This window comes from Gammaproteobacteria bacterium, from assembly GCA_032250735.1.
In the GTDB taxonomy this organism is placed as follows: Bacteria; Pseudomonadota; Gammaproteobacteria; order SZUA-152; family SZUA-152; genus SZUA-152.
In genome coordinates this window covers 1-25,276 of record JAVVEP010000018.1, presented here as the reverse complement: position 1 = coordinate 25,276, position 25,276 = coordinate 1, and the positions used below count along the sequence as shown (strand labels likewise).

26 protein-coding genes are annotated in these 25,276 nt (G+C 42.2%); all 26 read left to right on the top strand.

All coding sequences use genetic code 11. The features are described 5' to 3' along the window. Positions 1-181 precede the first annotated feature (181 nt). The 26 genes from RRB22_10935 to RRB22_10810 all read left to right on the top strand — a co-directional run bounded on the left by RRB22_10935 (position 182) and on the right by RRB22_10810 (position 25,028). Positions 182-514 carry a nucleotidyltransferase domain-containing protein gene (locus RRB22_10935; GenBank protein MDT8384923.1) on the top strand — a complete coding sequence of 111 codons (333 nt, stop codon included), beginning with the start codon at positions 182-184 and terminating at the stop codon, positions 512-514. Next, positions 511-933 carry a HEPN domain-containing protein gene (locus RRB22_10930; protein MDT8384922.1) on the top strand — a complete coding sequence of 141 codons (423 nt, stop codon included), beginning with the start codon at positions 511-513 and terminating at the stop codon, positions 931-933. The genes RRB22_10935 and RRB22_10930 overlap by 4 nt, the downstream gene beginning before the upstream one ends. 95 nt (positions 934-1,028) lie before the next feature. Next, the gene (locus RRB22_10925; protein ID MDT8384921.1) at positions 1,029-1,262 is read left to right on the top strand and encodes a type II toxin-antitoxin system MqsA family antitoxin; all 234 of its coding nucleotides are present in this window, start codon (positions 1,029-1,031) and stop codon (positions 1,260-1,262) included. A gap of 155 nt (positions 1,263-1,417) precedes the next feature. Next, positions 1,418-2,269 carry a methylenetetrahydrofolate reductase [NAD(P)H] gene (gene metF, locus RRB22_10920; protein MDT8384920.1) on the top strand — a complete coding sequence of 284 codons (852 nt, stop codon included), beginning with the start codon at positions 1,418-1,420 and terminating at the stop codon, positions 2,267-2,269. Positions 2,270-2,443: 174 nt separating this feature from the next. Then, a complete protein-coding gene (locus RRB22_10915; protein MDT8384919.1) occupies positions 2,444-3,427 on the top strand; it encodes an NAD-dependent 4,6-dehydratase LegB in 984 nt (327 codons plus the stop codon). Then, on the top strand, positions 3,420-4,571 hold the full coding sequence (locus RRB22_10910) for a LegC family aminotransferase (GenBank protein MDT8384918.1): 1,152 nt from the start codon (positions 3,420-3,422) through the stop codon (positions 4,569-4,571). The genes RRB22_10915 and RRB22_10910 overlap by 8 nt, the downstream gene beginning before the upstream one ends. After that, positions 4,571-5,752: a UDP-N-acetylglucosamine 2-epimerase gene (gene neuC / locus RRB22_10905; GenBank protein ID MDT8384917.1), complete on the top strand. Its 1,182-nt coding sequence runs from the start codon at positions 4,571-4,573 to the stop codon at positions 5,750-5,752. Before RRB22_10910 ends, neuC begins: the two co-directional genes overlap by 1 nt. Then, positions 5,749-6,813: an N-acetylneuraminate synthase gene (gene neuB, locus RRB22_10900; GenBank protein ID MDT8384916.1), complete on the top strand. Its 1,065-nt coding sequence runs from the start codon at positions 5,749-5,751 to the stop codon at positions 6,811-6,813. The genes neuC and neuB overlap by 4 nt, the downstream gene beginning before the upstream one ends. 56 nt (positions 6,814-6,869) lie before the next feature. Next, the gene (locus RRB22_10895; GenBank protein ID MDT8384915.1) at positions 6,870-7,556 is read left to right on the top strand and encodes an acetyltransferase; all 687 of its coding nucleotides are present in this window, start codon (positions 6,870-6,872) and stop codon (positions 7,554-7,556) included. After that, the gene (locus RRB22_10890) at positions 7,549-8,601 is read left to right on the top strand and encodes a nucleotidyltransferase family protein (GenBank protein MDT8384914.1); all 1,053 of its coding nucleotides are present in this window, start codon (positions 7,549-7,551) and stop codon (positions 8,599-8,601) included. Before RRB22_10895 ends, RRB22_10890 begins: the two co-directional genes overlap by 8 nt. Next, complete coding sequence (locus RRB22_10885; protein ID MDT8384913.1) at positions 8,598-9,590, top strand: Gfo/Idh/MocA family oxidoreductase; 993 nt, start codon at positions 8,598-8,600, stop codon at positions 9,588-9,590. Before RRB22_10890 ends, RRB22_10885 begins: the two co-directional genes overlap by 4 nt. Next, positions 9,587-10,273 (top strand): acylneuraminate cytidylyltransferase family protein, encoded by a 687-nt coding sequence (locus tag RRB22_10880; GenBank protein ID MDT8384912.1) that lies wholly within the window; start codon positions 9,587-9,589, stop codon positions 10,271-10,273. The genes RRB22_10885 and RRB22_10880 overlap by 4 nt, the downstream gene beginning before the upstream one ends. 7 nt (positions 10,274-10,280) lie before the next feature. After that, the gene (locus tag RRB22_10875) at positions 10,281-11,081 is read left to right on the top strand and encodes an SDR family oxidoreductase (GenBank protein ID MDT8384911.1); all 801 of its coding nucleotides are present in this window, start codon (positions 10,281-10,283) and stop codon (positions 11,079-11,081) included. A gap of 19 nt (positions 11,082-11,100) precedes the next feature. Continuing rightward, the gene (locus tag RRB22_10870; protein ID MDT8384910.1) at positions 11,101-12,213 is read left to right on the top strand and encodes an N-acetyl sugar amidotransferase; all 1,113 of its coding nucleotides are present in this window, start codon (positions 11,101-11,103) and stop codon (positions 12,211-12,213) included. Positions 12,214-12,234: 21 nt separating this feature from the next. Continuing rightward, positions 12,235-12,852, top strand: a complete 618-nt coding sequence (gene hisH / locus RRB22_10865) for an imidazole glycerol phosphate synthase subunit HisH (protein ID MDT8384909.1) — start codon at positions 12,235-12,237, stop codon at positions 12,850-12,852. A 7-nt stretch (positions 12,853-12,859) separates the two neighbouring features. Beyond that, complete coding sequence (locus RRB22_10860; protein ID MDT8384908.1) at positions 12,860-13,675, top strand: imidazole glycerol phosphate synthase cyclase subunit; 816 nt, start codon at positions 12,860-12,862, stop codon at positions 13,673-13,675. Between the two features lie 61 nt (positions 13,676-13,736). Further along, the gene (locus tag RRB22_10855) at positions 13,737-14,630 is read left to right on the top strand and encodes a sulfotransferase (GenBank protein ID MDT8384907.1); all 894 of its coding nucleotides are present in this window, start codon (positions 13,737-13,739) and stop codon (positions 14,628-14,630) included. Between the two features lie 768 nt (positions 14,631-15,398). Further along, entirely contained in the window at positions 15,399-16,637 is a 1,239-nt protein-coding gene (locus RRB22_10850; GenBank protein ID MDT8384906.1) for an O-antigen ligase family protein, read from the top strand. 31 nt (positions 16,638-16,668) lie between these two features. Continuing rightward, positions 16,669-17,829 (top strand): hypothetical protein, encoded by a 1,161-nt coding sequence (locus tag RRB22_10845; GenBank protein ID MDT8384905.1) that lies wholly within the window; start codon positions 16,669-16,671, stop codon positions 17,827-17,829. A 56-nt stretch (positions 17,830-17,885) separates the two neighbouring features. Beyond that, positions 17,886-19,154: an oligosaccharide flippase family protein gene (locus RRB22_10840; GenBank protein ID MDT8384904.1), complete on the top strand. Its 1,269-nt coding sequence runs from the start codon at positions 17,886-17,888 to the stop codon at positions 19,152-19,154. Between the two features lie 202 nt (positions 19,155-19,356). Then, positions 19,357-19,911, top strand: a complete 555-nt coding sequence (locus RRB22_10835) for a class I SAM-dependent methyltransferase (GenBank protein MDT8384903.1) — start codon at positions 19,357-19,359, stop codon at positions 19,909-19,911. Between the two features lie 150 nt (positions 19,912-20,061). Further along, positions 20,062-21,213 (top strand): glycosyltransferase family 4 protein, encoded by a 1,152-nt coding sequence (locus RRB22_10830; protein MDT8384902.1) that lies wholly within the window; start codon positions 20,062-20,064, stop codon positions 21,211-21,213. Then, complete coding sequence (locus RRB22_10825) at positions 21,213-22,106, top strand: GDP-mannose 4,6-dehydratase (protein MDT8384901.1); 894 nt, start codon at positions 21,213-21,215, stop codon at positions 22,104-22,106. Before RRB22_10830 ends, RRB22_10825 begins: the two co-directional genes overlap by 1 nt. Further along, positions 22,103-23,074: a GDP-mannose 4,6-dehydratase gene (gene gmd / locus RRB22_10820; protein MDT8384900.1), complete on the top strand. Its 972-nt coding sequence runs from the start codon at positions 22,103-22,105 to the stop codon at positions 23,072-23,074. The genes RRB22_10825 and gmd overlap by 4 nt, the downstream gene beginning before the upstream one ends. A 22-nt stretch (positions 23,075-23,096) precedes the next feature. Continuing rightward, positions 23,097-24,494 (top strand): undecaprenyl-phosphate glucose phosphotransferase, encoded by a 1,398-nt coding sequence (locus RRB22_10815; protein ID MDT8384899.1) that lies wholly within the window; start codon positions 23,097-23,099, stop codon positions 24,492-24,494. A gap of 105 nt (positions 24,495-24,599) precedes the next feature. Continuing rightward, the gene (locus RRB22_10810) at positions 24,600-25,028 is read left to right on the top strand and encodes a VanZ family protein (GenBank protein MDT8384898.1); all 429 of its coding nucleotides are present in this window, start codon (positions 24,600-24,602) and stop codon (positions 25,026-25,028) included. Positions 25,029-25,276: the final 248 nt, after the last annotated feature.

Here is a 25,276-nt window from a genome sequence, read left to right as displayed (position 1 = left end):
TGTTCATGTTTGAGTCATTAGAACACGACTTAACGTTACAAAGATGGCATGTGGAAAGTTGTGGGAAAGCTGTACTGCTAAAAATGAAATTATATTGAGCTTAACACCTAAACAGTACACGATATTTTCAACTTAAAGCGTAACACTTTGATCCTTAAAGATTATTTTACATAAAAACCCAATGACCAACAATTCAACAACACAAGCAACCAAACTGTTTATGGAAAAAGTCGCTGCGCTGTTTCCAGTAAAGCGTGTGGTTATGTTTGGTAGCCGTGCCCGCGGCGACTATCATGCTGAAAGCGATATTGATCTCGCCATATTGTTGGCTGAACCAAGTGGTGATTTCTTTGCGCTCAAACTGGCGATGGATGATCTAGCCTACGATATCCTGCTGGAAACCGGTGCCAGAATACAAGCTTTACCGATTTGGCAAGACGAGTGGCAGAACCCTGAACAATACAGCAACCCGTATCTGATTAAGAATATACAACGGGAGGGTGTTGCATTGTGATAACGGCAGACGAATTAATGACAAAAGCCAGGCGAGCGCTTGCCTCTTCGCGGTTGTTATTAGCCGCTGAAGATTCAGGTGGTGCTTGTAATAGAGCTTATTACGCCATGTATGACGCATCACGTGCCGCACTCATCAAAGCAGGTTATGAAGAGCTTGCGATAACAACTAAAACACATGGGGGCTTGATCTCTGCGTTTAGTCTTCACCTAGTAAAGAGCGGATCATTGCCAATAGAACTGGGCCGGTCTTTGAATAAAGTAGAGGATATCCGGTTAATGGCAGATTACCTAGGAAAAGAAATTGAACTTGAAAGGCAGATTGGTCACTGCAACAGGCTGAGTTATTTGTTGAGACAATTGATAAAGAGATATTTTTTAAGTGATAACTGGGGTGGAAAAGGGGATAAAGGGCCCTGACCCCTTATCTTCGCTGACCCCTTATCTTCGATTACTGCCTATGAACCGGATGTCGCGCATTTTGGACCAGATCATGTAACACGCAGGAGAGAGAAATGAGTAAAGATGACAATTGCCCACTTTGTAGTGGACCCATGATTAACGGAACGACAACGTTTACTGTGGATTATGAGAAGGGTGTAATTGTTGTTAGGCATGTTCCAGCACTCGTATGTGCGCAATGTGGGGAAGCATGGATTGAAGATGAACAATCGGAGAAACTTGAGGCGCTTGTGCAGGCAGCGAAAACCCATGCACGTCAATTAGAAGTTATCGATATGGTGGCATAGCACGTAGGGCGCAATAACCGCAGGGCATTGCGCCGAATGACTAAGCACTAAGCACGTAGGGCGCAATAACCGTAGGGCATTGCGCCGTATGACTAAACACTAAGCACTAGATTTTACTAAGCACTAATTTTTAACCACTGAGCAATATTTTATTCATGCAGTCACAAAAAAAGTACAAACCCACCTTCAGCATAGAATTCTTCCCGCCCAAAACGGAAGAAGGAAAGGCCAAACTGCGTGAAACCCGTGAAGAACTTGCCGGATTAAACCCCGCCTACATTTCCGTCACCTACGGCGCCGGCGGCAGCACCCAGCAGGGAACCCTCGACACAGTGCTGGAAATCAAGGAGGCAGGCATCGACGCCGCCCCCCACCTGACCTGCGTAGGCTCCACAAAAGACAATATCCGGGAGCTGCTGCAAACCTACATCGACAAAGGCATACACCGCATCGTCGCCCTGCGTGGCGACATGCCCTCCGGCATGCGCGAGATGGGCGAGCTACGCTACGCCAATGAACTGGTGGAATTCATCCGCGCCGAAACCGGCGATCACTTCCACATCGAAGTGGCCGCCTACCCGGAAACCCATCCGCAGGCCAAAAGCGCCAGGGCCGACCTGGACAACTTCAAACGAAAGGTGGAAGCCGGAGCCAACAGCGCCGTCACGCAATACTTCTATAATGCCGACGCCTATTTTCACTTCGTCGATGACTGCGAAAAAATGGGTCTGGATATCCCCATTGTGCCCGGCATTATGCCCGTCACCAACTACCAGAACCTGGCCCGTTTTTCCGACATGTGCGGCGCCGAAATCCCCCGCTGGCTACGCAAACACCTGGAAAACTTTGGTGATGACGCCGCCTCACTGCGAGATTTTGGCCAGCAGGTCACCATCCAACTGTGTAAAACCCTGCTTAAGCAAGGCGCGCCTGGGTTGCATTTTTATAGTATGAACAGGGTGGAGCCTACACAGGTTATTTGGCGTGAGTTGCTGCTGAAGAGTTGAGGATTGGGAAACTATAATCTTTCATGCTAATAGCATGAACAAGGCAGGCCCACTAGTGCAGCTGTGGAGCAGGCTTAATTAACGATAAGGTTAGCAGTGTATTAAGATTGGCTGGCGTAGCGTACCTAAATTGGTTGTAAAGATTTTTGCCGAATACTTTGGAGAAACGTGTAAATGGGAGCTCGAGCTTTAGTAACTGGTGCTGATGGGTTTATAGGATCGCATCTTACAGAAATGCTGCTGAATAATGGCTATCAGGTGAAAGCACTATCTCAGTATAACTCCTTTAATAACTGGGGGTGGTTGGAAGATATAAATATTGAGCATGGCGTCGAGGTGCTGACAGGTGACGTAAGGGATCCGCATTATTGTAAGCATATAACAAAAGATGTAGATGTGGTTTTCCATCTCGCCGCCTTGATAGCTATTCCATATTCATATGTGGCACCAAATAGTTACGTAGATACAAATATTAATGGCACTCTCAACATCTGCCAAGCGGCTATGGAGAATGGTGTGAAACGTGTCATACACACATCTACTAGCGAAGTTTATGGCACTGCCCAGTATGTACCTATTGATGAAAAGCATCCATTGCAACCACAGTCACCTTATAGCGCAACTAAAATTGCTGCTGATGCAATGGCGATGAGTTTTTATAATTCATTCGATTTGCCAATTACTATTGCGAGGCCCTTTAATACGTACGGACCTCGGCAATCTGCACGTGCAGTAATTCCAACGGTTATTACGCAGATTGCAAGTGGTAAGAAACAAATTAAGCTTGGAGATGTTACGCCGACACGCGACTTCAATTATGTTGAGGACACGTGCCGAGGTTTTCTTGCCTTGGCTGAGTCCGATGGTGCCATTGGTGAAACGGTAAATATTGGCTCTAATTACGAAATATCGGTGTACGAAACTTTGAAGCTTATTAAAGAGTTGATGGGAAGTGATGTCGATTTTATTACCGAGGAACAGCGCATACGCCCGAAAAAATCAGAAGTTCTTCGGCTTTGGTGTGATAATAGCAAGATACGAGACCTGACAGGGTTTAATCCGCAGGTAAGTATTCGTGAAGGATTGGAACGTACAATTAATTGGATTATTCTTCCGGAAAATTTGAGTAAGTATAAGGCCGATATCTATAATGTTTGATTGCTTTGTACGGTTTGTTCGCGATGCATACCAGACGAATGATTTCATACCTCTGCATGAGCCATTATTTAATGGGCGCGAAAAGGAGTACATGCTTGATACGATTGATTCCACTTTCGTTTCTAGCGTTGGCGCATACGTGAGTCGCTTTGAGGAAGATGTCGCTAGTTATACTGGTGCAAAATATGCTGTCGCCACTGTGAATGGGACGGCTGCTTTGCATGCGGCGTTACTGCTAGCTGGTGTGGAAAGAGGTGATGAGGTGATTACTCAGTCTCTGACCTTTGTGGCCACATGTAATGCTATTGCCTACTGTGGTGGTGAGCCTGTGTTTGTTGATGTGGATCGCAACCATTTGGGGCTTTCAGCAGAGCACCTTCAGGCCTATCTTGATGAACATGCAGAGGTTCGAGAAGGGCAGGCCTGGAATCGGACAACAAGTCGACGTATTGCGGCTTGTGTACCTATGCATACATTTGGGCATTCTGTTGATATGGATTCAATCATATCAATCTGTGAAAAATACACTATTCCTGTTGTTGAGGATGCGGCTGAATCTCTTGGTTCCAAATGGCGTAACCACCATACTGGAACGTTGGGGAATATTGGCGTGCTGAGTTTTAATGGTAATAAGATTATCACCACAGGCGGTGGAGGTATGATTCTAACCAATTGTGAGGAAACGGCAAAGCGAGCAAAACACTTAACGACAACCGCCAAAGTTACTCACAAGTGGGAGTTTGTTCATGATGAAATTGGATATAACTACAGGATGCCCAATATCAATGCAGCCTTAGGCGTGGCGCAGATGGAAGAATTACCTAGGTTTGTCGCCGCTAAGCGCGTATTAGCGCAGCACTATAAAAGTTGGTGTGAGAAACATGAGGTTAAAATGCTCCATGAGCCGGATAATGCGTACTCTAATTATTGGCTGAATACTTTGTTCCTCGAGGATAGTGACCAGAGAGATGCCTTTCTTGAATATACCAATAACAATGCTGTCATGACCCGGCCCGCATGGCAGGCAATGCATTGTTTATCTATGTATGCAAAGTGTCATCATGGCTCATTGGAAAATACCGAATGGGCTATGGGATGTATAGTTAATATCCCAAGTAGCGTCGCAAAATTAGCAATTGTGTAATGACTATAAATACCAATCGAACAATATGCGTAGTTACCGGCTCTCGTGCCGAATATGGGCTGCTATATTGGTTGATGAAAGAGATACAGGAAAGCCCTTCATTGGAGTTGCAGGTAATTGCTACAGGTATGCATCTTTCTCCTGAATTTGGCGAGACATGGCGGCAAATAGAACAGGATGGATTTGTTATCAATCGTAAGGTTGAAATGCTTCTTTCGTCTGACACGCCTGTTGGTATCAGTAAATCCATGGGCCTCGCCATGATTGGCTTTGCAGATGCATTTTCTGAATTAAACCCGGATATCACAGTGGTGCTGGGCGACCGATATGAGATATTTTCCGCTGCAAGCACGGCCATGACTGCACGTATTCCTATTGCGCATATTCACGGTGGTGAAACTACAGAGGGTGCAGTTGACGAGGCTATGCGTCATTCAATTACAAAGATGGCCCATCTCCATTTTGTTGCAACCGGAGAATATCGTGACCGTGTTATTCAATTAGGCGAAGATCCAACCCGCGTTTTTAATGTTGGTGGCGTGGGTATAGATAATATTAAGCGATTAAAGCTGCTGGACCGAAAGTCTTTTGAGGAAGCAATTGGCTTGAGGCTTGCTAAACAAAATCTCATGGTTACATTTCATCCGGTTACTCTGGAAAATGCGACGGCTGGAAAACAGTTTAAAGCTCTATTAAATGTGTTAAGTGACCTGAAAGACACACATTTTATATTTACAAAACCGAATGCGGATACTGATGGACGTATCATTAACAAACTGATTGATGAGTTTGTTTCTGAACATATGGATAAGGCGATCTCCTTCGCTTCTCTTGGACAATTGCGTTATTTATCTGCAATGAAATACGTCGATGGCGTTGTTGGTAATTCATCAAGCGGCCTGCTGGAAGCCCCATCCTTTCGGATTGGTACAGTTAATATTGGTGATCGCCAACGTGGGCGAATTTGTGCAAAGAGCGTTATAGATTGTGACCCTAATGTTGACTCCATTCAAAAAGCATTGGTACGACTTTATTCTCCTGAGTTTCAGGAAAGTTTAAAGCAGGTGCGAAATCCTTACGGAGAAGGTGGAACAGCAGAAAAAATCGCTGAGGTGTTATGTGGTTTTCCGCTTGATGAGATCATTAAGAAACAGTTTTTTGATTTGGATGTAACCGCATGAGTGTGTTTATTATCGCTGAAGCAGGGGTGAATCATAATGGTGACCCTGAAATGGCCTTTCAGTTGGTTGACGCTGCGGCAGCAGCTGGCGTTGATGCTGTAAAATTTCAAACTTTTAAGGCCGAGAACCTTGCTACAAGTAGGGCCGATAAGGCTTCTTACCAGAAACAAACTACCGACTCTAGGGAAACGCAGCTAGCAATGCTTATGCGGTTAGAATTATCGCATGAAATGCATTACAAGCTTAAACAGTACTGCCAGGACAAGGGCGTACAATTTCTTTCAACAGCTTTTGATTTTGATAGCCTTGCATTTTTAGTGTCAGAGATGAAGCTTGAGATGCTTAAAATCCCATCGGGTGAATTAACAAATGGGCCACTTCTATTGGCTCATGCTAAATCTGGAAAAGAAATTATTTTATCTACTGGTATGGCGACATTGGGCGAAATTGAGACTGCCCTTGGTGTTATTGCATATGGGTATATTGGAGTTGGGGCGCCTTCAATGAATGCTTTTCAGTCGGCTTTCTATTCTGATAAAGGAATTGCTAGTTTGCAGGAAAAGGTGACCTTGCTTCATTGCACAACAGAGTATCCTGCACCAATGACAGATATTAATTTGCGTGCTATGGATACGATGGCGCAGGCATTTAGATTAAGAGTTGGCTATTCTGATCACAGTAACGGGATTACTGTGCCGATTGCTGCAGTTGCGCGCGGCGCGACTATCATTGAAAAACATTTTACACTGGATCGAACTCTACCTGGTCCCGATCATAAAGCATCCTTAGAGCCGAATGAGCTTAAAGCAATGGTGCAGGCAATCCGAGATACGGAAAAATCTCTTGGGGATGGAAAAAAAGGACCGCGACCATCAGAGTTGAATAACCGGGATATTGCGCGTAAGAGTCTAGTGGCTGCAACCCATATAAATAAGGGTGATGTCCTTTCGAAGGAAAATCTTGCGCTGAAACGACCGGGCACTGGTCGTAGTCCTATGGAATATTGGTCATTGCTTGGAAAAGTTAGCGATCAAAATATTGATTATGATGAACAAGTCTGACAAATGACACCAGTTTCCATGATTATAATTCTTGCATATTTAGAAAAGAGTCAGCCTTGTCACTGAATCGATCAAATGTAAAGCGAGTCCCGGTCATTATTATTGGTGCGGGTGGACACGCAAAGGTACTAATCGAAATGCTGAAGCGCAATGAGGTGCCGATTATTGGAATCATAGATCTGGCAAAAAGTGTCGGTGATCAATTTATGGGTATTAAAATACTTGGAAAAGATAATGTGGTTTCAAAGTATTCGATAGATGAAGTGCTGCTTGTGAATGGGGTTGGCGCATTGCCCGAAAAAACATCACGTTGGGCGCTTGCAGACCATTTTCGCAGCCTTGGATATCATTTTTCTACAGTTGTAGATTCTACAGCCACGATGGCTAGTGATGTACAGTTGGCAGAGGGGGTTCAGGTTATGGCCGGCGTAGTGATCCAGCCAGGAACTAAAATCGATGAAGACACTATTATCAATACTCGGGTAACCATAGATCATGACTGTGTGATTGGGAGGCAGTGTCACATCGCTCCCGGTGTGACACTTAGTGGTGAAGTTCATGTTAGAAACGGTGCGCACATTGGTACAGGAGCCTGCGTTATTCAGGGCGTGTCAATTGGATGCGGCTCTGTAGTTGGCGCAGGCAGTGTGGTGCTTAAGGATGTGGAGGATAGGGTCACGATGTTTCAGGTTCGAAACGAAATTACACGTAGCAGAAATGGTAAGGAAATGAAGGATGCATAATTGGCGCAATGTACTCATTGGCTCAGAGGAGCCTATTTCACGTGCCATAGAAATTCTGGACAAAGAAGCACAACGAATTGTTTTGGTAATAAATAATAAAAACCAATTGCTTGGTACAGTTACGGATGGGGATATACGGCGGGGTTTGATCAATCGCTTGGGTATGGATGAACCAGTTAGAGAGATTATGTATAAAGCACCTAGGACTGCCTCAGTGGATGATGACCGCGAAACTATTCTTGAGATCATGACTGCCAGTGATTTGCTTCATGTGCCATTGTTGGATAAAGATGGTTGCTTGGTTGGCATGGAAACTATACAGCATCTGACTTCAAAAGCTTGCCATGATAATCCTGTCTTTCTAATGGCAGGAGGGTTTGGAAAACGGTTGCGACCCCTGACATTAGATACTCCAAAACCTTTGTTGAAAGTAGGCAATACACCGATACTCCAAACTATCCTTGAATCATTTATTAAGTCTGGTTTCCATAATTTTTACATATCAACTCATTACAAAGCTGATATGGTGCGTGATCATTTTGGAAATGGGGATAACTGGGGCGTCAAGATTGAATATGTTCACGAAAATGAGCCGCTTGGTACTGCCGGTGCACTTGGGCTTTTGCCTGACGACTTGTCTGATAAGCCACTTATAATGATGAATGGAGATCTACTTACAAAGGTAAATTTTGAAGATCTTCTGGTATATCACGAGAGATTTGGTGGGATTGCGACTATGTGTGTGCGTGAGTACGATTTCCAGGTACCTTATGGTGTTGTTACCGCAGATGAATACCGTGTTATAGACATTGTTGAAAAGCCAATCCATAAATTTTTTGTCAACGCAGGAATTTATGTCATAAACCCGGAATTATATAGCGATGTCAGCGGTAGCAAGTTTTTGGATATGCCAGATCTACTACAGAATCAAATAACGAGAAGTAAGCAAGTTAATATGTTTCCTGTACATGAATACTGGCTTGATATAGGACGAACGGAAGATTTTGAGCTTGCGCAAATTACGATCTCCAAAGGGCAAGTATGATCGTTGATCATATAGCAATTGTTGGCTTGGGTAGTATTGGACGACGCCACCTTCGCAATTTAAAAGCAATACGTCCCGAAATCGAGGTAACGCTTGTTCGATCCGGACACGGAGAAGAGTGGCCAGAGCTAGCTTTGGCTGATCGAATCGTTTTTTCGCTGCATGATGCAATAGCTGTTGGTATTCAGGCTGCGATAATTTCGAGTCCTGCAACCTTGCATGTTGAACAATCCACGATATTGGCTCGAGCAGGTGTGCATCTCTTGGTGGAAAAACCATTGTCACATAACTCCGTTGGGGTTGATGACTTGCTTATTGCAGCTAATCAGAGTGGTATTTCTGCACTGACAGGCTACATTCTGCGCTATGATCCGGCAGCACGCGCATATAAAAAACTGTTGGAGAATGACAAGTTGGGGCAATTACTACATGTTCGCGTAGAGACAGGTTCATGTTTACCTGATTGGCGGCCGGAACAGGATTATCGTCAAACTGTCTCAGCGCAGGCCGATCAAGGTGGTGGTGTATTATTAGAATTAAGCCATGAGTTTGATTACATTCGTTGGTTTTTTGGTGAAATGACTTCAGTCGTTGCCAATTTGTATAACAGTAATTATCTTGAATTACAGGTGGAAGAATGTGCTGATTTGATACTTACTAATCACAATGGGATACCCGTTTCATTGCATTTAGACTTTCATAGGAGACATCCTGCTAGACTCTGTGTTGCTGAGGGCAGCGAGGGTACAGCAACATGGAATGCAATTTCCAACCAAGTTACATGGCGCCCTGTAAATGGTGCGTCTGAAACAGAAGATTTTTCTTACAGTCGTGATGAAGTATTTCAATGCCAACTACGACATTTTATCCGCTGCATTGAGGAGGGGGACAAACCTCTTGTGTCTCTGCAGGATGGTGCTAAGGCCTTGGCGCTGGTTGAGGCAGCAAAAATTGCCAATGAAACAGGCCGGAAGCAGGTTTTTCAATGATTACACATGCGTTTATTTTCGCGCGAGGTGGCTCCAAAGGCGTACCGGGCAAGAACATTAAGTTGCTTGGTGGTAAGCCTATGCTGGCTTATTCCGTTGAAATAGCGCAAAGAATGAGTGAAGTTGAACGAATATTTATTTCAACTGATGATGAAAAAATTGCTGAAGTTGCTCGAACATTGGGGGTTGAAGTTATTAGCCGGCCAGCGGAGCTTGCTGATGATCATTCCCCTGAGTGGTTGGCTTGGCAACACTCTGTGGAATATGTTGAGAAAAAGTATGGGAAGTTTGATGTTTTTGTCAGTATTCCGGTGACCGCTCCGTTACGTTCCATAGAAGATATGGAGATGTGTTTGGCAGCTTTGACTGATGATACTGATATTGTGGTTACTGTTAGTGAAGCTCACAACAACCCATATTTTAATATGGTGCGTATTGACGATACGGGGCGCGCTAGATTGTTCTGCGCAGAAAAGGAACACTATATACGACGACAGGATGTACCAAGTGCTTATAATATGACAACAGTAGCCTATGTTGCGAGAAAAAATTTTATTTTACAGGCGACAGGAATATTTGATGGTGTGGTTAAAGCTGTAGTAATTCCACAAGAGCGGTCGCTAGATATCGATACTCTAGTAGATTTTAGTATTGCCCAATGTTTGATTGATGATGCGGTGTAGAAACAAATTGAAAAATGTTAAACAGTTAATAGATTTATCTGGTCGACGCGCTGTAGTCACAGGGGGTTCTGGGTTTCTTGGGGCTACTTTTGGTGACGCGTTAGCAGAAATAGGTGCAAATATTGTTCTTGTTGATATTGATGAAGCAAAACTCAATAAATCTGCTCAGGATATTATGTCTAGGTGGGGTGTTTCTGTTGAAATTATTACGTGTGATCTTGAATTAGAATCTGAACGTAATGAGCTAATTCAATATCTCCATTCTTTACCAAGCGTGGATATACTGGTTAATAATGCGGCATTTGCTGGAACCAGTAATCTCGAGGGATGGGTAGTGCCTTTTGAAGAACAAACTGTGGATACATGGAAGCGCGCTATCGAAGTCAATTTAACGGCAGTGTTTGATTTATGCAAGGGTTGTGCACCCTTATTAAAGGCAGGTATGGGTGGTTCGATTATCAATATATCTTCAATTTATGGGTTAAGTGCACCAGACTATCGGCTCTATGAAGGCACGCAAATGGGTAATCCTGCAGCATACTCAGCTTCTAAGGGCGGGTTGTTACAATTAACTCGCTGGCTTTCAACGACGTTGGCGCCTAATGTGCGCGTAAATTCAATTTCACCAGGTGGAGTTTTTCGGGAGCAACCACAAGAATTTGTACAAAGATATGTTTCACGCACACCATCTGGTCGCATGGCAACAGAAGAAGATTTTAAAGGCGCTATTGTTTATTTAGCTAGTGATTTATCTTCGTATATGACTGGACAGAACCTCATTGTAGATGGTGGATGGACGGTTTGGTAACAATTAAAAGAGAATTAATATGAGTAATGTGTTTTGGTGTAAGAATTGTCTCAATATGTCGACTCGACCTCGGATTGCCTTTGATGATAGAGGTTGGTGTAATGCTTGTCAGTGGATGGAAACAAAGCGATCTATGGATTGGGTGCCTAGGCAGGCAGCACTGGAGAAGCTGCTAGACCAGCATCGCTCAGACTCAGGAGGGTTTGACTGTGTTGCCCCAGTAAGCGGTGGCAAGGATGGCTCTTATGTAGCATATCAATTGAAACACAAGTATGGAATGAATCCTCTTGCGATCACCGTTACTCCAGCACTGAGTCTTGAGTTGGGCGATCAAAACTTACTAAACTTTGTTCAGAGCGGATACAACCATGTCCAAATTAATCCCGATGCCGAAGCCATGCGTATACTTAATAAAACTGGATTTATTGAGAAGGGGTTTCCATATTATGGATGGCTAATTGCAATGCAAGCGGCGGTTGTACGGATGACGGTAAATCTAGGTATACCGTTAATCTTTTATGGAGAAGACGGAGAAGTTGAATATGGCGGTTCAACAGAGTCAAACACTCACTCAATGTATAATATAGAATATATGCGACGTATATATCTGGAAGGGGGGCACGAGCAAATACTAAAGGCATCTGGTTTGAAAGAATCACAACTATATTTTTTTCGGTTTCCTACTGAAAAAGAACTTGAAAAGACAGAGCTGAATATCACTCATTGGTCCTATTATGAATCATGGGACCCATATCGTAATTATCTTGTTGCGAAAGAACACTGTGGTTTGCAAGAAGCAGATGAAAATAATGTAGGTACGTTTACTAACTTTGCTCAAAACGATCAAGCTCTATATTCCTTACATGCGTATATTATGTATCTAAAATTTGGTTTTGGCCGAGCAACACAAGATGCCGGTATTGAAATTCGCCGTGGGGCAATGACACGTGAGCAGGCAGTAAATCTTGTTCGCCTTTATGATGGGCATTATCCGGAAGAATTTATTGATCTCTATTTAGATTATTACCAGATGACGCAGCATGAATTTGATTCTGTCCTGGATCAATGGGTGAATAAAAGCCTTTTTGAGAAAAAAAATGGAATTTGGGAGCCGAATTTTATTGTCGAATAATATGCGTTGTGAGTATATGTGATGGTAACTGTTATAGATTATGGAATGGGGAATGTCTGGTCTGTTTTAAGTGCGCTACAGTATCTGGGTAGTAAGACTGATTTAACAGGAGATCCGGAAAAGATTGTCAACGCTGATTATCTTATTCTCCCGGGAGTGGGTTCATTCAGAAAAGGAATGATCGCATTACATGAAAGGGGCGTTGACGAAGCTATTATTGAGTCAGTAAGTAAGCGTGGCACAAAAATACTAGGCATTTGTCTTGGAATGCAACTTCTTGGATCCCATGGAACAGAAGATGGAAAGACTGAAGGTTTAGGGCTAATAACTAATCGAGTCGAAAGGTTTAGCGAGAAGGATGTGGGTGTGGGAGGTAAAATTCCTCATGTGGGATTTAATACCGTAAACTTTAGTGATGAACCGGGTCTCTTTCAAGGACTGCATGGTGGTGCGGATTTTTATTTTACCCATTCGTATCGGATGATTCGAGAAGATCTAAAAGGCCACGTAGGTTTATGTTCGTATGGCTTAGAATTTCTCGCAGCATTTGAGGTAAACAATGTATGTGGCACACAGTTTCATCCTGAAAAAAGTCAGACAAATGGCCTTGTCCTTCTCCGTAATTTTATAGTGGGGTAATGCTCCCGTGTTGAAAAAAAGAGTCATTTTCACCCTGTTGTACGATGACGGTTATTTTATGCTTAGTCGCAATTTTAGGCTGCAAAAAGTTGGTGACCTAAGCTGGCTCCAAAAAAATTACGATTTTTCAAGTATTGCATTTTCTATTGATGAATTAATTATATTGGACGTATCAAGGAATAACAGAGATGAGAGTAAGTTTTGTGCTTGTGTAAAGGCTTTGACAAAGGGATGTTTTGTTCCAATTTCAGCCGGTGGAGCCATTCGTTCAGTTGAAGAAGCGAGAAAATTGCTTCACTCTGGGGCAGACAAAATTATAGTTAATACGTTAATTCACTCTGAGCCAGAAATAGTTGAAGAAATGGTGTCGGAATTTGGAAGTCAGTGTGTTATAGCATCAATTGACGTAAAAAAAGTTGGTGATATATATGAAGTCTGGATAGAAAATGGAACAGTTAGATTAGCGGTGTTAGCAGTGGAATGGCTACAAAAATTGATAAAATTTCCTGTGGGAGAAATTTACCTCAATTCGATGGATCGTGATGGCACAGGACAAGGATATTTTATGGAGTTGTTAGATTTGCTTCCTAACAATGTGACTAAGCCCATTATTCTAGCTGGCGGTGCGGGGAAGTATAATCACTTTTCTGAAGGGCTTAGGGATGACAGGGTAGATGCTGTTGCGACAGCCCACCTCTTTAATTTTGTTGGAGATGGCCTAAAGACTGCGCGACAGTCTTTGATTGGGGAAGGCTTTAGTCTGCCACACTGGGATGTTGAATTATTGGATAATCTTAAGGGAAGCGTTAAAAATTTATGCTGATATGGATTAGATTATCCATCAACAATAAATCCTAATAATATTTGGTTGAAGAAGTGGTGATATGAAACTTGGATTAAGTGAATTAGCACATAATAAAGTATGTGAGGCTATATTAATTTCTGGTTCAGCTAGAAGTGGTACGACAATATTAGGGAAAATGTTATACAGCTTTAAAGGTGTGGAATATGCTTTTGAGCCACCTATGTTGTTTTCACTGCTCCCTTTGATAAAAATACTTGGAAAGGATGAATGGAAATTATTATATGAGAGCTATTTGTATGAAGATTTTTTTATAGATTCGATAGCGGGGCGACGTATAAATTGTAATCTTGCCGATGATAGTTCTGTTTTTAATGCAAAGTCTGAGCTGGATGTTGCTGAAAGACTATCTAAGTCAGTACGAAAGACTGACTTAGAACAAAATGGTATCTCTAGAAATATAGCATTTAAAATGCCAGACATTACGCCATATATCGCGGATCTTCAAAGATATTATCCAAAAACAAAATTTGTGATTATGAAAAGAGACGCAGTAGGTACGATTAATTCACTCTTAGAAAAAAAATGGTTTTCGAACGAGAGAAGCCAGATGAATATGGTATGGCCATTTCGCGTGCATCGAAATTTTCACATCCCTTTTTGGGTGCGAAAAGAGGAAGATGAGGACTGGGTTAACATGTCAGAAGTTGATAGGTGTGCATATTATTATATACGAGTATATGAAGGCTTAGAAAAGGTTGGGGGAAAAATTGAAATCAGTTATAACACCTTGCTGTCAAGCCCGTTAGATGTCGCAAATAACTTTGCAGAAGAATTGGGTCTCGAATTCGGAGAAAAAACGCTTGAAATTGTAGGCCAGATTAAACCTACAATTAAAAAACGAGACCCAAGTATTCTTCACAAGATTAGCAAAAAATATCGAGAAAAAGTCATTTGCTTTTCAGATGCTTCATGATTATGGGCACAGGTGTGCCGATTAGCGTGAAATATCTGTGCTTTAATTATTGGACTATTGAAGGGGGCGGATTGCTAGTATGGTTATATATGCGGCTATTTTTTCCACATGTAAATTAAAGGTGATTCGTGTATTAATGAATTCCTCATAATGCGTACGAAAACCCAAAGCTTTCTAGGCCGGAGATTCAATCTATCCATGGCGTGCTCAAGTTCTGCTTTGGTCACCGTTGTTAGATCCCAGCTTTTCGGAAAGTTCTGCCGGATGAGACCGTTGGTATTCTCATGTAATCCGCGTTCCTAGGAGGCGTAAGGATGAGCGAAGTGAATGCGGGTATCTAGGTCAACGGCCATGCCTTCATAGTCAGTGAATTCACGGTCGTTGTCATAAGTGATGGTCTGGAGTTCATCTGTGCGCCCCTTGCTTTGGTCGGTTGGGGAAAGCCACGACACTACTGCAGCTTGCGACCTTAACAACAGGTAGAAACAGGTAGTGTTGTACTTACTAATTGAATTCCAGATTCTTAAGAGTGTTTGCGTATAAGTTACAATGCTTTACTAACTATTCATTGAAAGCACTGTAGCACTGTAGCACTGTAGCACTGTAGCACTGTAGTCCTGTTTGGTGCGGATTGGGTAAATATGCTTTATTCATGGTGCGAATATGTAAAAGTTTTTGTACTAATGAAGGTGAAATCTTTTGCCCTCGGACTAGGTGTCAGCTGGCATGCGGCATGTGGTCGTTCTGTTTTATAGTGGCCAATGAATAATGCGAATAAATAAAAAAGACATTCGTGATGGTGGTTTGTATACCCTTGCCGGTATAAACCAAATGCACATTAAAACCATGGCTTGGTGTATATGGTTGTCACTATGTATGTTGTTCAACACAAAACTGGTTGGCGACGTAGTTGGCTCACAAGTTTTGTTGGGATGGGTTATTTATCTTTGGATAATACAACAGTCCTTACGGCCTAAAGATGTTGCATGGCCGATTTTAATTATCGTGTTTATGATTGGAATGCTACCTATCCAACTTCTAATAGATGCTGAGGAAAATTTTCGTCTACTAGAAGACGGAATAAAGATAATTTTTTTAATATTTGGAGTGATGGCATTACGACAGGTTCCTCAGAGTGTGCTAAAGGAACTTACCGTTGTCTTGCCTGTGATGGTTAGTTTAATTGTAGGCTACACCTATGTGGTAAGTGCATGGGATTATTACGATACGCTTTTACATCGTTTTGGCGTACCTTCATTCGGATCACCTAATTCGTTAGGATATGTCTTGTCATTTAGCCTTATTATGATCCATTACAATTTTGGCAGGTTTCATTCGATTTCGCTCAAAATATTTTTATTGTTTGTAGGTCTGGTTTGTTTAGCTGCATTAATTGGTACGCAGTCTAGGGGGGGGCTGATTACATATTTAGTTGGATTAGTCATTTTTATTTCTAGGAAGAGAAATAGCACGATATTGTTATATGTTTGTATAGTCGGTTTACTGCCATTAATTGCTGGTCTGTTAGCAGACAATTCCACAGAGCAATTGGCTAGGTTCAATGCTGAGGTTGATTATGAAAACGCAGATGCCGGCTCGGGAAGAATAGAAATTTGGACGAGTTTGATATATGAAATGATTCACCATCCTATTAGCCTAGTCGTGGGGTTTGGGCCCGGTAGTATTTACTTGAATAGAGATGGTCATATAGTAAATAGTGCTCATTCCTCAATTATCACGGTGCTCTATTGGTATGGTTTGTTTGGGATATTTGCATTTTTTTCGCTCTTTTACAAAATGACGCAATCCTTGTCTGGCGCCAATCTTGAAGCTCAGCCATGGTCATATTTGAGACGATCATTCATTTGGATGCTTGGAGTAGGAGCGATTTTTGATTCTTATCTTCTGGCTGCCCAGCTGCTTTGGTTTGCTGTTGTAATCATTGCGATCATATTTGTTCGAGATAAAAAAAATTATGCGCTAATAAGAGCTCCTTCAGAGTTTTGAGATTCATCAATCGGTAATTTAGGGTGTAAAAGTGGCTAAATCAGTTGTGTACCATTTGTTTCTGTATGTTGTATCTAGGGTAGACGATCCATTTGAAGGTATTAAATCTTCACTCACTGATGATTCGATTGATTGTCATCAGATAATTGATATTCGGTTTAACCAAGAAACCTACTCACATATCCGTGAAATTGAATATTCATCTCTTAAATATATTAGGGTAATTTTTTATCGTAAAATATTTAAGGAATTGGATAGGCATATTGGTAAGGTAGTTTCGGAAATTCCTGATTCTGCGAAAGTTGTTATATATCTGGCAGATGAAGGTGTCTGGGCTGAGCTGTTGAAAGTTATTTTAATGAAAAGAGGTATCAGGGCTTGCACGGTTAACGTACAACATGGTTTTTTTCTTCTCGTACGTAGATGGTCAGAGGGAAAATGGTCAGTGTTTCCTAGGAAACTGATTAATACATTTTCCAGGGTTTTAACGGGATACCCGGTTTTTGGTTTAGCATTTGGCCGTGGAGGATTCGATGTTTATCTTTGTTACGGAGAGCGCGAAAAAACATTTTTACTAGATGCTGGAAATAAGAATGTGTATGTCTGCCCTAAGTTAATTAAAAGTAACTTGTGGCATCGTTACCAGAAAGCATTAAAAAATCAAGTGGAAACCCAGGACCAAGAAAACGTTCTCATTGCAATGCCCGCTTGCGTTCCAGGTTCTGAAATAAAGTGTGATTTAAACGCCTTCATGGAAATGATGTGCCCGTTAATTATGATTTTAGTTAAGGATTTGAAGATAAATGTTATTGTTCGGTTTCATCCAGGCAGGGATAAAAATGAGTGTAACCGGTGCCTAAGTTATGCTGGGGTATCTGGTTTAGTTCAAATAGATGAGTCTAGTGACGTTGCAGAAGGTATTTCGAAGAGTGTAGCGGTAATCGCTGCACACTCTACTGTATTATTTGAAGCCGCCTTGCTTGGGAAAGTGCCGATTGCAGTTAGAAGTCGTTGTTTTAGAGGTAACTTACCATACAAACACGAAATTGTTGATGTGAATATGAACTATAGAGAGATGTTAGTTAACTCATTAGCGAATGTAACGCGAAAACGATATTCAAGTACGATGGCGGAGTATGAGTTTAACTGGGTAGATAAACTCCAGGAAGTTGTAGGTATTGCGGTAACCTAATAGATAGTTAATCGTATAGGTCTGCTATCCCGCAGATAGCTTATGAAAAAAATTGCGTGAATGTAATTTCCACAATAAAAACTGGCGGCGTTAACATGGCACTAAGAGGCCTGAGCATGGGCGGCAAATTTGCGCTTGTGCTATATATCGGCCGCTATTTTGGTTTATCCGAATTGGGTGTGTATGGCATAGTTGCTACCAGTGTGGTTTTAGGTATGCAATTATTGGGGTTGGATTTTTACGTCTATAATACGCGTGAAATTCTTAAGGCGGATAACCATATCCAACCCTTGTTTGTAAAAGATCAGGTTATTTTTCATTGCTTGTCATATGCCGTAGTCCTTCCTTTATTTCTTAGTGTTTTTTTGGCGGAAATCCTTCCATGGGAAATCGTCGGCTGGTTTTATTGCGTTGTCATTGTTGAGCATTTATCACAAGAAACTACCAGGTTGTTAACGACATTATCAAAACCCTTATTGGCTAGCATCGTAGTTTTTTGCCGCACCGGGTTGTGGATTGTTGCATTCATCATTGCGGGAGTGTTAGATGATAAGTTTCAAACAATTGTGTGGCTGTTGGCATTTTGGGTAGCTGGTTCCGTTTTTTCCTTATTCATTGGTGGGCGTGAAATATTAAAAGTCCAAGGCTGGGATTGGGCGCATGCGTTTTCAGTGAAGCCGAATGTAAAATGGATTAAAAATGGAATTCGTGTTGCCTTTCCTTTTTTTATTTCAACGTTGGGGCTTCAAAGCATTGAGTTATCAGATAGGTATTTTTTAAAGGCGTATTATGGAAATGATATTGTTGGAATTTATATATTTTCTCAAAATATTGCAGGGATATGTCAGGTAGTTGTTGTGACAGGTCTCGTTATGATTGTCGCACCAAAAATAACTGAAGCTTACCTTAAAGAAAAATGGGAAAAATATGAAGAAAATCACCGCTTTCTTACCATTGGGATACTAGTTACTAGTGCGATTTTATCAGCTGCGCTTGTGATTTTATATCCATGGATTGCGAAGATGACGAATAAGCCTGAAATTGTTCAAAATACGTATGTTTTTTATTTATTACTAGCAGCAATGTTTCTATATGTGGTTGGTTTTATTCCTTACTATAGTTTGTATGTAAGAAAACGAGATAGGTCGTTGTTGGTCTCGGTAGTAATCGCGGCAGGTTTGAACCTAATTTTAAATCTTATATTAATACCGAGATACGAAATGATTGGGGCTGCATTTGCGACTTTGGTTTCAATTGCATCTATTCTAATGCTTAGGTTTTACTTTGTGTTCGCACATGTGCGTGCGAAGGTTTCCCGTAGATGAGTGTTTTTGTCTAAAATCTATTTCGTGTGTTTTTGATGGCTATAGTCATTAATTATGATTCCAGTTGTTCGATCTTTACCCCTACATTTATTTTGTTTGCGTAGAATACTATTTCAATTTTGGGTAAAGTTACAGTTTTTGCTTGGCTAAGTATCAAATAACGATTGCAGACATATTGATTAAATCCTAGGGAACTACAAGTATGGTTACAGACAAACAGAAATGCCTTGATATTGGTTGTGGAAAATGTAAAACGGTCAATTGTGTTGGTGTGGATAGGGTTTCATTAGAAGGGGTTGATGTAGTCCATAATCTAGATCAATTTCCATGGCCATTCAAAGAGAATTCGTTTGATGTGCTATTTTCGAATCATTTTTTGGAGCATGTGGATGATATTTTAGGAACGTTGGCTGAGATTCACCGTATTGCTAAACCTAATGCAAGGGTAAATGTACGGGTTCCCCACTATGCTAGTGATAACTTTCATAGTGACCTAACGCATAAAGTGGCGTTTGGATATAGAAGTTTTGATCATTTTTCTATCAATGAGCGCATAGCATACGATTTTTATTCGGACTTCAAGTTTGAAATATTGCATAGGAGATTGAAATTTATGGGGCCAGATGTTCGATTTGACCCATTTAAATGGCTGGGTATTGAAGCTTTAGTTAACCTAATTCCAAGGATATATGAACGTTTTTTTGTGTATTTTTTACCTCCTGTAGAAATTCAGTTTCAATTGCGGGTAATAAAATGATCTGGTTAATGGTTGCCTTAGCAAGGTATTGTTCATCCCATAAATGTATGACTGTATCATGATTTATGGGATGATTTTGAATCTAAATTGTGCGAACGGTCAACATCAGGATAATTCTCAATTGTGTGATTTTTTCCAGGAAATAGGTTTATGAAAATCGCGTTTGTTCATGACTGGTTGACTGGATACGCTGGTGCAGAACGTGTCTTAGAACAAATGCTGCTTTGTTTTCCTGACGCAGATATTTATTCGCTGATAGATTTTATTCCTGATGATGGTAGAGGATTCATTCAAAACAAGAAAACTACAACTTCGATATTGCAACGATTACCGCTGGCGAGAACTAAATATCGTCAATATCTAATGTTTATGCCATTTATGGTAGAGCAGTTTGATTTGTCTAAATATGATTTAGTGATTTCAAGCAGCCATGCTGTTGCTAAGGGTGTTTTAACCGGCCCTGATCAGCTTCATATATGTATGTGTTATTCGCCAATACGGTACGCTTGGGATTTGCAACATCAATATTTGAAGGAGTCAGGGCTCGATGCTGGTGTGAAATCATGGTTAGCGAAGTGGGTACTTCATAAAGTGAGAATATGGGATGCTCGTACCGCTAATGGTGTTGATGAGTTTATCGCTATTTCTAATTTTATAGAAAGGCGTATTTTTAAAGCATACCATCGGAACTCAACAGTTATATACCCGCCTGTGGCAGTAGATGAATTTCTAATGAAAAGTAAGAAAGATGATTTTTATGTTACAGCTTCACGAATGGTGCCATATAAAAAAATTGATCTTATTGTTGAGGCTTTTTCGGAGATGCCATCAAAAAAGTTGATTGTGATAGGTGGTGGGCCAGATTTTAAAAAAATACAGCGGAAGGCAGGCACGAATGTTGAGTTAGTTGGTTATCAGGGGTTTGATAACCTTCGTGGCTATCTGCAACGAGCAAGAGCTTTTGTTTTTTCTGCAGAGGAGGACTTTGGGATTGCGCCTGTAGAAGCACAAGCTTGTGGTACACCTGTGATTGCATTTGGTAAGGGTGGTGCTACTGAGACAATACGAGGGCTTGGAAGCGATTTCCCTACAGGCGTTTTTTTTTGGGAACAGACTGTTGCTAGTATACAGCTGGCGGTAGAGGCTTTTGAGAAGGAGGAAAATAATATCACCCCAGAGGCTTGTCGTGAAAATGCAATGCGTTTTTCATCTGAGCGGTTTCGAAACGAGTTCAGTAATTTTGTCCAAGATAAATATGAAAAACACTGCCGGTCAATAGTTTGCTCGGAGAATGTCGATTAATGACGGTATTATTGACTGGTTATGATGGTTTTGTAGGCTCGTTATTTCGAGAAGAGGTACCTTGTGTGCCATTGAGTGATGAGTATGGCAAGGTAGATTTGCGTGAGTCAACTCGGCTGAGGGCAGCAATTGAGAATATTAAACCTGATTTTGTGATGCACCTTGCAGCCCAAAGTTTTGTGCCTGAGTCTTTTTTTGATCCAATGACGACTTATGATATTAATTTTACGGGCACATTTAATCTACTTAGCGCTTTGAAAAATGTTGGATTTCAGGGAAAAATGTTATTCGTTAGTTCTGGAGATACATACGGCTTAGTATCTTCAGAGTGCCTTCCTGTTGGAGAGAATCACCCGCTTAAACCACGTAGTCCTTATGCTGTTAGCAAAGTTGCGGCAGAGGCATTATGCTATCAATGGAGCCAAACTGAGAGTTTTGAAGTCATTTCTGCCAGACCGTTTAATCATATAGGACCTAGACAGAGTGAAGAATTCGTCGTATCAGATTTTGCGAAGCAGATAGTTGAGATCAAGCTTGGGCTACGTGATCCGGTTCTTGATGTTGGTGATGTTGGGGTCACACGAGATTTTACAGATGTAAGGGATGTTATAAGGGCTTATGCGCTATTGTTAGAAAAGGGACAAAATGGAGAAGCATACAATATCTGTAGTGGTAAGGAACGAACTATTCATTCTTTACTTTTGCTCATGTTGAAATTAGCTCAAGTTGAAGCGAGCTGGCAACAGGACTCAAGCCGTTTTCGCTTGTCTGAGCAACGCCGAATTTATGGAGACTTTTCAAAACTACGTGCACACACAGGTTGGTCACCGGTCATTCCTGTAGAAAAAACTTTATTAGATACTTTAGGTTATTGGGAGAAAATGTTGTCATGATTAAAAGCGCGTTAATTACTGGTGTGACAGGTCAGGATGGCGCTTATCTGGCTAAGTTCCTGTTAGATAAGGGTTATAAGGTGTTCGGCTTACATGCTCGGAGAGCTAGTGATACATTGTGGAGGCTTCGATATTTAGGAATCGAAGATAGTGTCGTCTTGCTGGAGGGCGATCTGACTGACCTATCATCCCTAATTCGCGCAATGGGTGCTTCAAAAGCAGATGAAGTATATAACCTTGGTGCTCAAAGTTTTGTTGCAACTTCCTGGACTCAGCCAATCTTGACGAGTTATGTGACGGGGTTGGGTGGAATTAATATGCTGGAAGCTATTCGGTTAACAAATACAACTGCAAAGTTTTATCAGGCATCTACAAGTGAGATGTTTGGGAAAATACATGAGCCAATTCAGAGTGAGGAAACTCCATTCCATCCCCGTAGTCCATATGGTGTGGCCAAGCTTTTTGCTCATTGGTCTACTGTGAATTATCGTGAAAGTTTTAATATGCATGCATCAAGTGGAATTTTATTTAACCACGAATCTCCATTGAGAGGGATCGAATTTGTTACTCGTAAAGTTACTGATGCAGTTTCTCGTATCAAACAAGGTAAACAAAAAAAACTTTATTTAGGGAATATAGATGCGAAGCGCGACTGGGGTTATGCGGTTGATTATGTGGAGGCAATGTGGTTGATGCTGCAGCAGGAGGAGCCTGATGATTACGTCATTGCAACTGGGCGTACAACAACAGTTCGTGATATGTGTCGAATTGCATTTGAATACGTAGATTTGAATTACGAAGATTATGTAGCGATTGATCCCCAGTTTTACCGGCCTGCGGAAGTGGAATTGTTGCTTGGAAATCCTTCTAAGGCAAAAATAAAGTTAGGTTGGGAAGCAAAGACTAGCCTTGAGGATTTAATGTATATGATGGTGGATGCTGACATGAAGCGCGTTTCTATACAATAGTGCATATTTAAAGGCTATAAAGATGTTTTCACGTGGTTTGTTGAGAGAGTATTCAGGTGCTTTATCTGTCGTGGCGCGAGGCATTGATATAATTTGCATCTTTCTGGGTTGCATGCTGGCGTATCTGTGGAAATTTGAGCAGCTGCCTATGCTTCAGCACTACTCAATAGCCTTGTTTATCGGTCTCCTGCTAACGGCTATTATTTTTAATTCTTTTGGTATTTACAAGTCATGGCGTGGCCAAAGCTGGTGGCACCAAGCTCGTGTACTAACTGTAGCTTGGGGTTGTGTTCTTCTTGTTCTGGTTATTCTCGCGGTTACGACTAAAACTAGCGCTCTGTTTTCACGGCAATGGGTGGGTGCTTGGGCTGTTTCAGGCTGGGGCCTATTATTGTTTTTTCGTTTTTCGTTAAACCACTTTCTGAGGATCATGCGGGCAAGCGGCTTTAATCAGAAACGCATCGTTATTGTTGGAGCAGGTGACCTTGGAAGAAGGGTCGCTAATAATATAAAACTCTCTGAATGGGCCGGCCTTAATGTTGTAGGTTTTTTTGATGATAAAAGTGAGCTTCATGGAAAAATTTTTGTTGGTGTGAAAGTTCGGGGTTCGGTAGAAAAATTAAGTCGGCTTCTAGAGCGGGGTCGTATTGACGAGGTCTGGCTTGCTTTGCCACTTCGTGCGGAAGAGCGCGTTCGTGAGATGCTACATGAATTACGTCATTGTACAGCGACCATTAGATTTGTGCCTGATATCTTTGGTCTCAGGCTTCTCAACCATTCCATGGCCGAAGTTGCTGGCTTGCCGGTTTTAAATCTTAGTGAATCCCCTATGTATGGATTTAACAGGGGCATTAAGTTCCTGGAAGACAAAATCATTGCTGGAACAATTTTGTTGCTCATTAGTCCATTGATGTTGTTTCTCGCGATTGGGGTGAAAATGAGTTCGCCTGGTCCTGTTTTTTATCGTCAAGAGCGCGTCAGCTGGAATGGGAAGTCATTTCAAATGTTGAAGTTTCGATCCATGCCTGTGAACTGTGAAACGAGTACAGGGGCGGTTTGGGCAAAAAAAGGAGAATGCCGGGCAACCAAGTTTGGTGCATTCCTCCGAAAAACCAGTTTGGATGAACTCCCGCAATTTATTGATGTTCTTAAAGGAAATATGTCCATCGTTGGTCCTCGACCAGAAAGGCCTATATTCGTTGAAAAGTTCAAGGATGAAATCCCAAACTATATGAAAAAGCATATGGTTAAGGCCGGTATCACTGGTTGGGCACAGGTCAATGGATGGCGTGGAGATACTGACCTACAGACACGTATTGAGTATGACCTCTACTACATCGAGCATTGGTCGCTGTGGTTTGATATCAAGATCATTGTCCGCACCATCTTTACCGGGTTTATCAATAAAAACGCCTATTAGTTGGGCTGAGTGCTGAGACATACGGCGCAATGCCCTGCGGTTATTGCGCCCTACGGGGTGATCTGTGGCACTTTCATGGTTTCGTCCTTTCAGAAGGATTCCTGGTTGAGGCAAAACTCGCCCGCTCCGCTGTTGCCGATAAACCGGTTTCGGTTTTTCCTGCTGTGGTTGCTGATCGGCTGGGCGTTGGTCGCTGTGGTGCTGTTTCTTTCGCTGACGCCGAGTCCGCCCGAGGTGCTGGATTTTACCTTTGCGGACAAGCTGGAACATCTCCTTGCCTACAGTGTGTTGATGGGGCTGTTTGGGCAGCTCTATGGGTCGCTGCGGCAGCAACTCCTTTGGGCGCTTGGCTTCTGCCTGATGGGGATCGCGCTGGAGTTTGCGCAGGGCTGGGGCGGGCATCGGTTTTTTGATGTCGCGGATATGGCCGCCAACACGCTGGGTGTGTTGCTGGGCTGGTGGCTGGTGAGGCGCTGGCTGGCCGGGAGTCTGTTGACCGTCGATGCGTACTTGGCGCGATATTTCAGTGCGTAGGGTGCAATAACCGAAGGGCATTGCGCCGCATGTCTCGTCGGGCAACCGCCATGCATTGCGTTACGGTGAATTTTCAGAACCCGCAAAGCAGACCTGGCTTTTGGGATTGTTCATACGGCGCAATGCCCTGCGGTTATTGCGCCCTACAGGATGGTGGTGGTTACTCACCCCTCAGCCCAATAACTCCCGACGCAGTATTTTCCAATCCATAAATGAGTCTGAAGGCGGGTTGCGGTCAGCCGGTTTTC

What these genes read in the sequence shown, in the direction of transcription:
- RRB22_10935 (MDT8384923.1), top strand. Translation starts at nt 182, where the DNA reads ATGACCAACAATTCAACAACACAAGCAACCAAACTGTTTATGGAAAAA.
- RRB22_10925 (MDT8384921.1), top strand. Translation starts at nt 1,029, where the DNA reads ATGAGTAAAGATGACAATTGCCCACTTTGTAGTGGACCCATGATTAAC.
- metF (MDT8384920.1), top strand. Translation starts at nt 1,418, where the DNA reads ATGCAGTCACAAAAAAAGTACAAACCCACCTTCAGCATAGAATTCTTC.
- RRB22_10915 (MDT8384919.1), top strand. Translation starts at nt 2,444, where the DNA reads ATGGGAGCTCGAGCTTTAGTAACTGGTGCTGATGGGTTTATAGGATCG.
- RRB22_10910 (MDT8384918.1), top strand. Translation starts at nt 3,420, where the DNA reads ATGTTTGATTGCTTTGTACGGTTTGTTCGCGATGCATACCAGACGAAT.
- neuC (MDT8384917.1), top strand. Translation starts at nt 4,571, where the DNA reads ATGACTATAAATACCAATCGAACAATATGCGTAGTTACCGGCTCTCGT.
- neuB (MDT8384916.1), top strand. Translation starts at nt 5,749, where the DNA reads ATGAGTGTGTTTATTATCGCTGAAGCAGGGGTGAATCATAATGGTGAC.
- RRB22_10890 (MDT8384914.1), top strand. Translation starts at nt 7,549, where the DNA reads ATGCATAATTGGCGCAATGTACTCATTGGCTCAGAGGAGCCTATTTCA.
- RRB22_10885 (MDT8384913.1), top strand. Translation starts at nt 8,598, where the DNA reads ATGATCGTTGATCATATAGCAATTGTTGGCTTGGGTAGTATTGGACGA.
- RRB22_10880 (MDT8384912.1), top strand. Translation starts at nt 9,587, where the DNA reads ATGATTACACATGCGTTTATTTTCGCGCGAGGTGGCTCCAAAGGCGTA.
- RRB22_10870 (MDT8384910.1), top strand. Translation starts at nt 11,101, where the DNA reads ATGAGTAATGTGTTTTGGTGTAAGAATTGTCTCAATATGTCGACTCGA.
- hisH (MDT8384909.1), top strand. Translation starts at nt 12,235, where the DNA reads ATGGTAACTGTTATAGATTATGGAATGGGGAATGTCTGGTCTGTTTTA.
- RRB22_10855 (MDT8384907.1), top strand. Translation starts at nt 13,737, where the DNA reads ATGAAACTTGGATTAAGTGAATTAGCACATAATAAAGTATGTGAGGCT.
- RRB22_10850 (MDT8384906.1), top strand. Translation starts at nt 15,399, where the DNA reads ATGCGAATAAATAAAAAAGACATTCGTGATGGTGGTTTGTATACCCTT.
- RRB22_10835 (MDT8384903.1), top strand. Translation starts at nt 19,357, where the DNA reads ATGGTTACAGACAAACAGAAATGCCTTGATATTGGTTGTGGAAAATGT.
- RRB22_10830 (MDT8384902.1), top strand. Translation starts at nt 20,062, where the DNA reads ATGAAAATCGCGTTTGTTCATGACTGGTTGACTGGATACGCTGGTGCA.
- RRB22_10825 (MDT8384901.1), top strand. Translation starts at nt 21,213, where the DNA reads ATGACGGTATTATTGACTGGTTATGATGGTTTTGTAGGCTCGTTATTT.
- gmd (MDT8384900.1), top strand. Translation starts at nt 22,103, where the DNA reads ATGATTAAAAGCGCGTTAATTACTGGTGTGACAGGTCAGGATGGCGCT.
- RRB22_10815 (MDT8384899.1), top strand. Translation starts at nt 23,097, where the DNA reads ATGTTTTCACGTGGTTTGTTGAGAGAGTATTCAGGTGCTTTATCTGTC.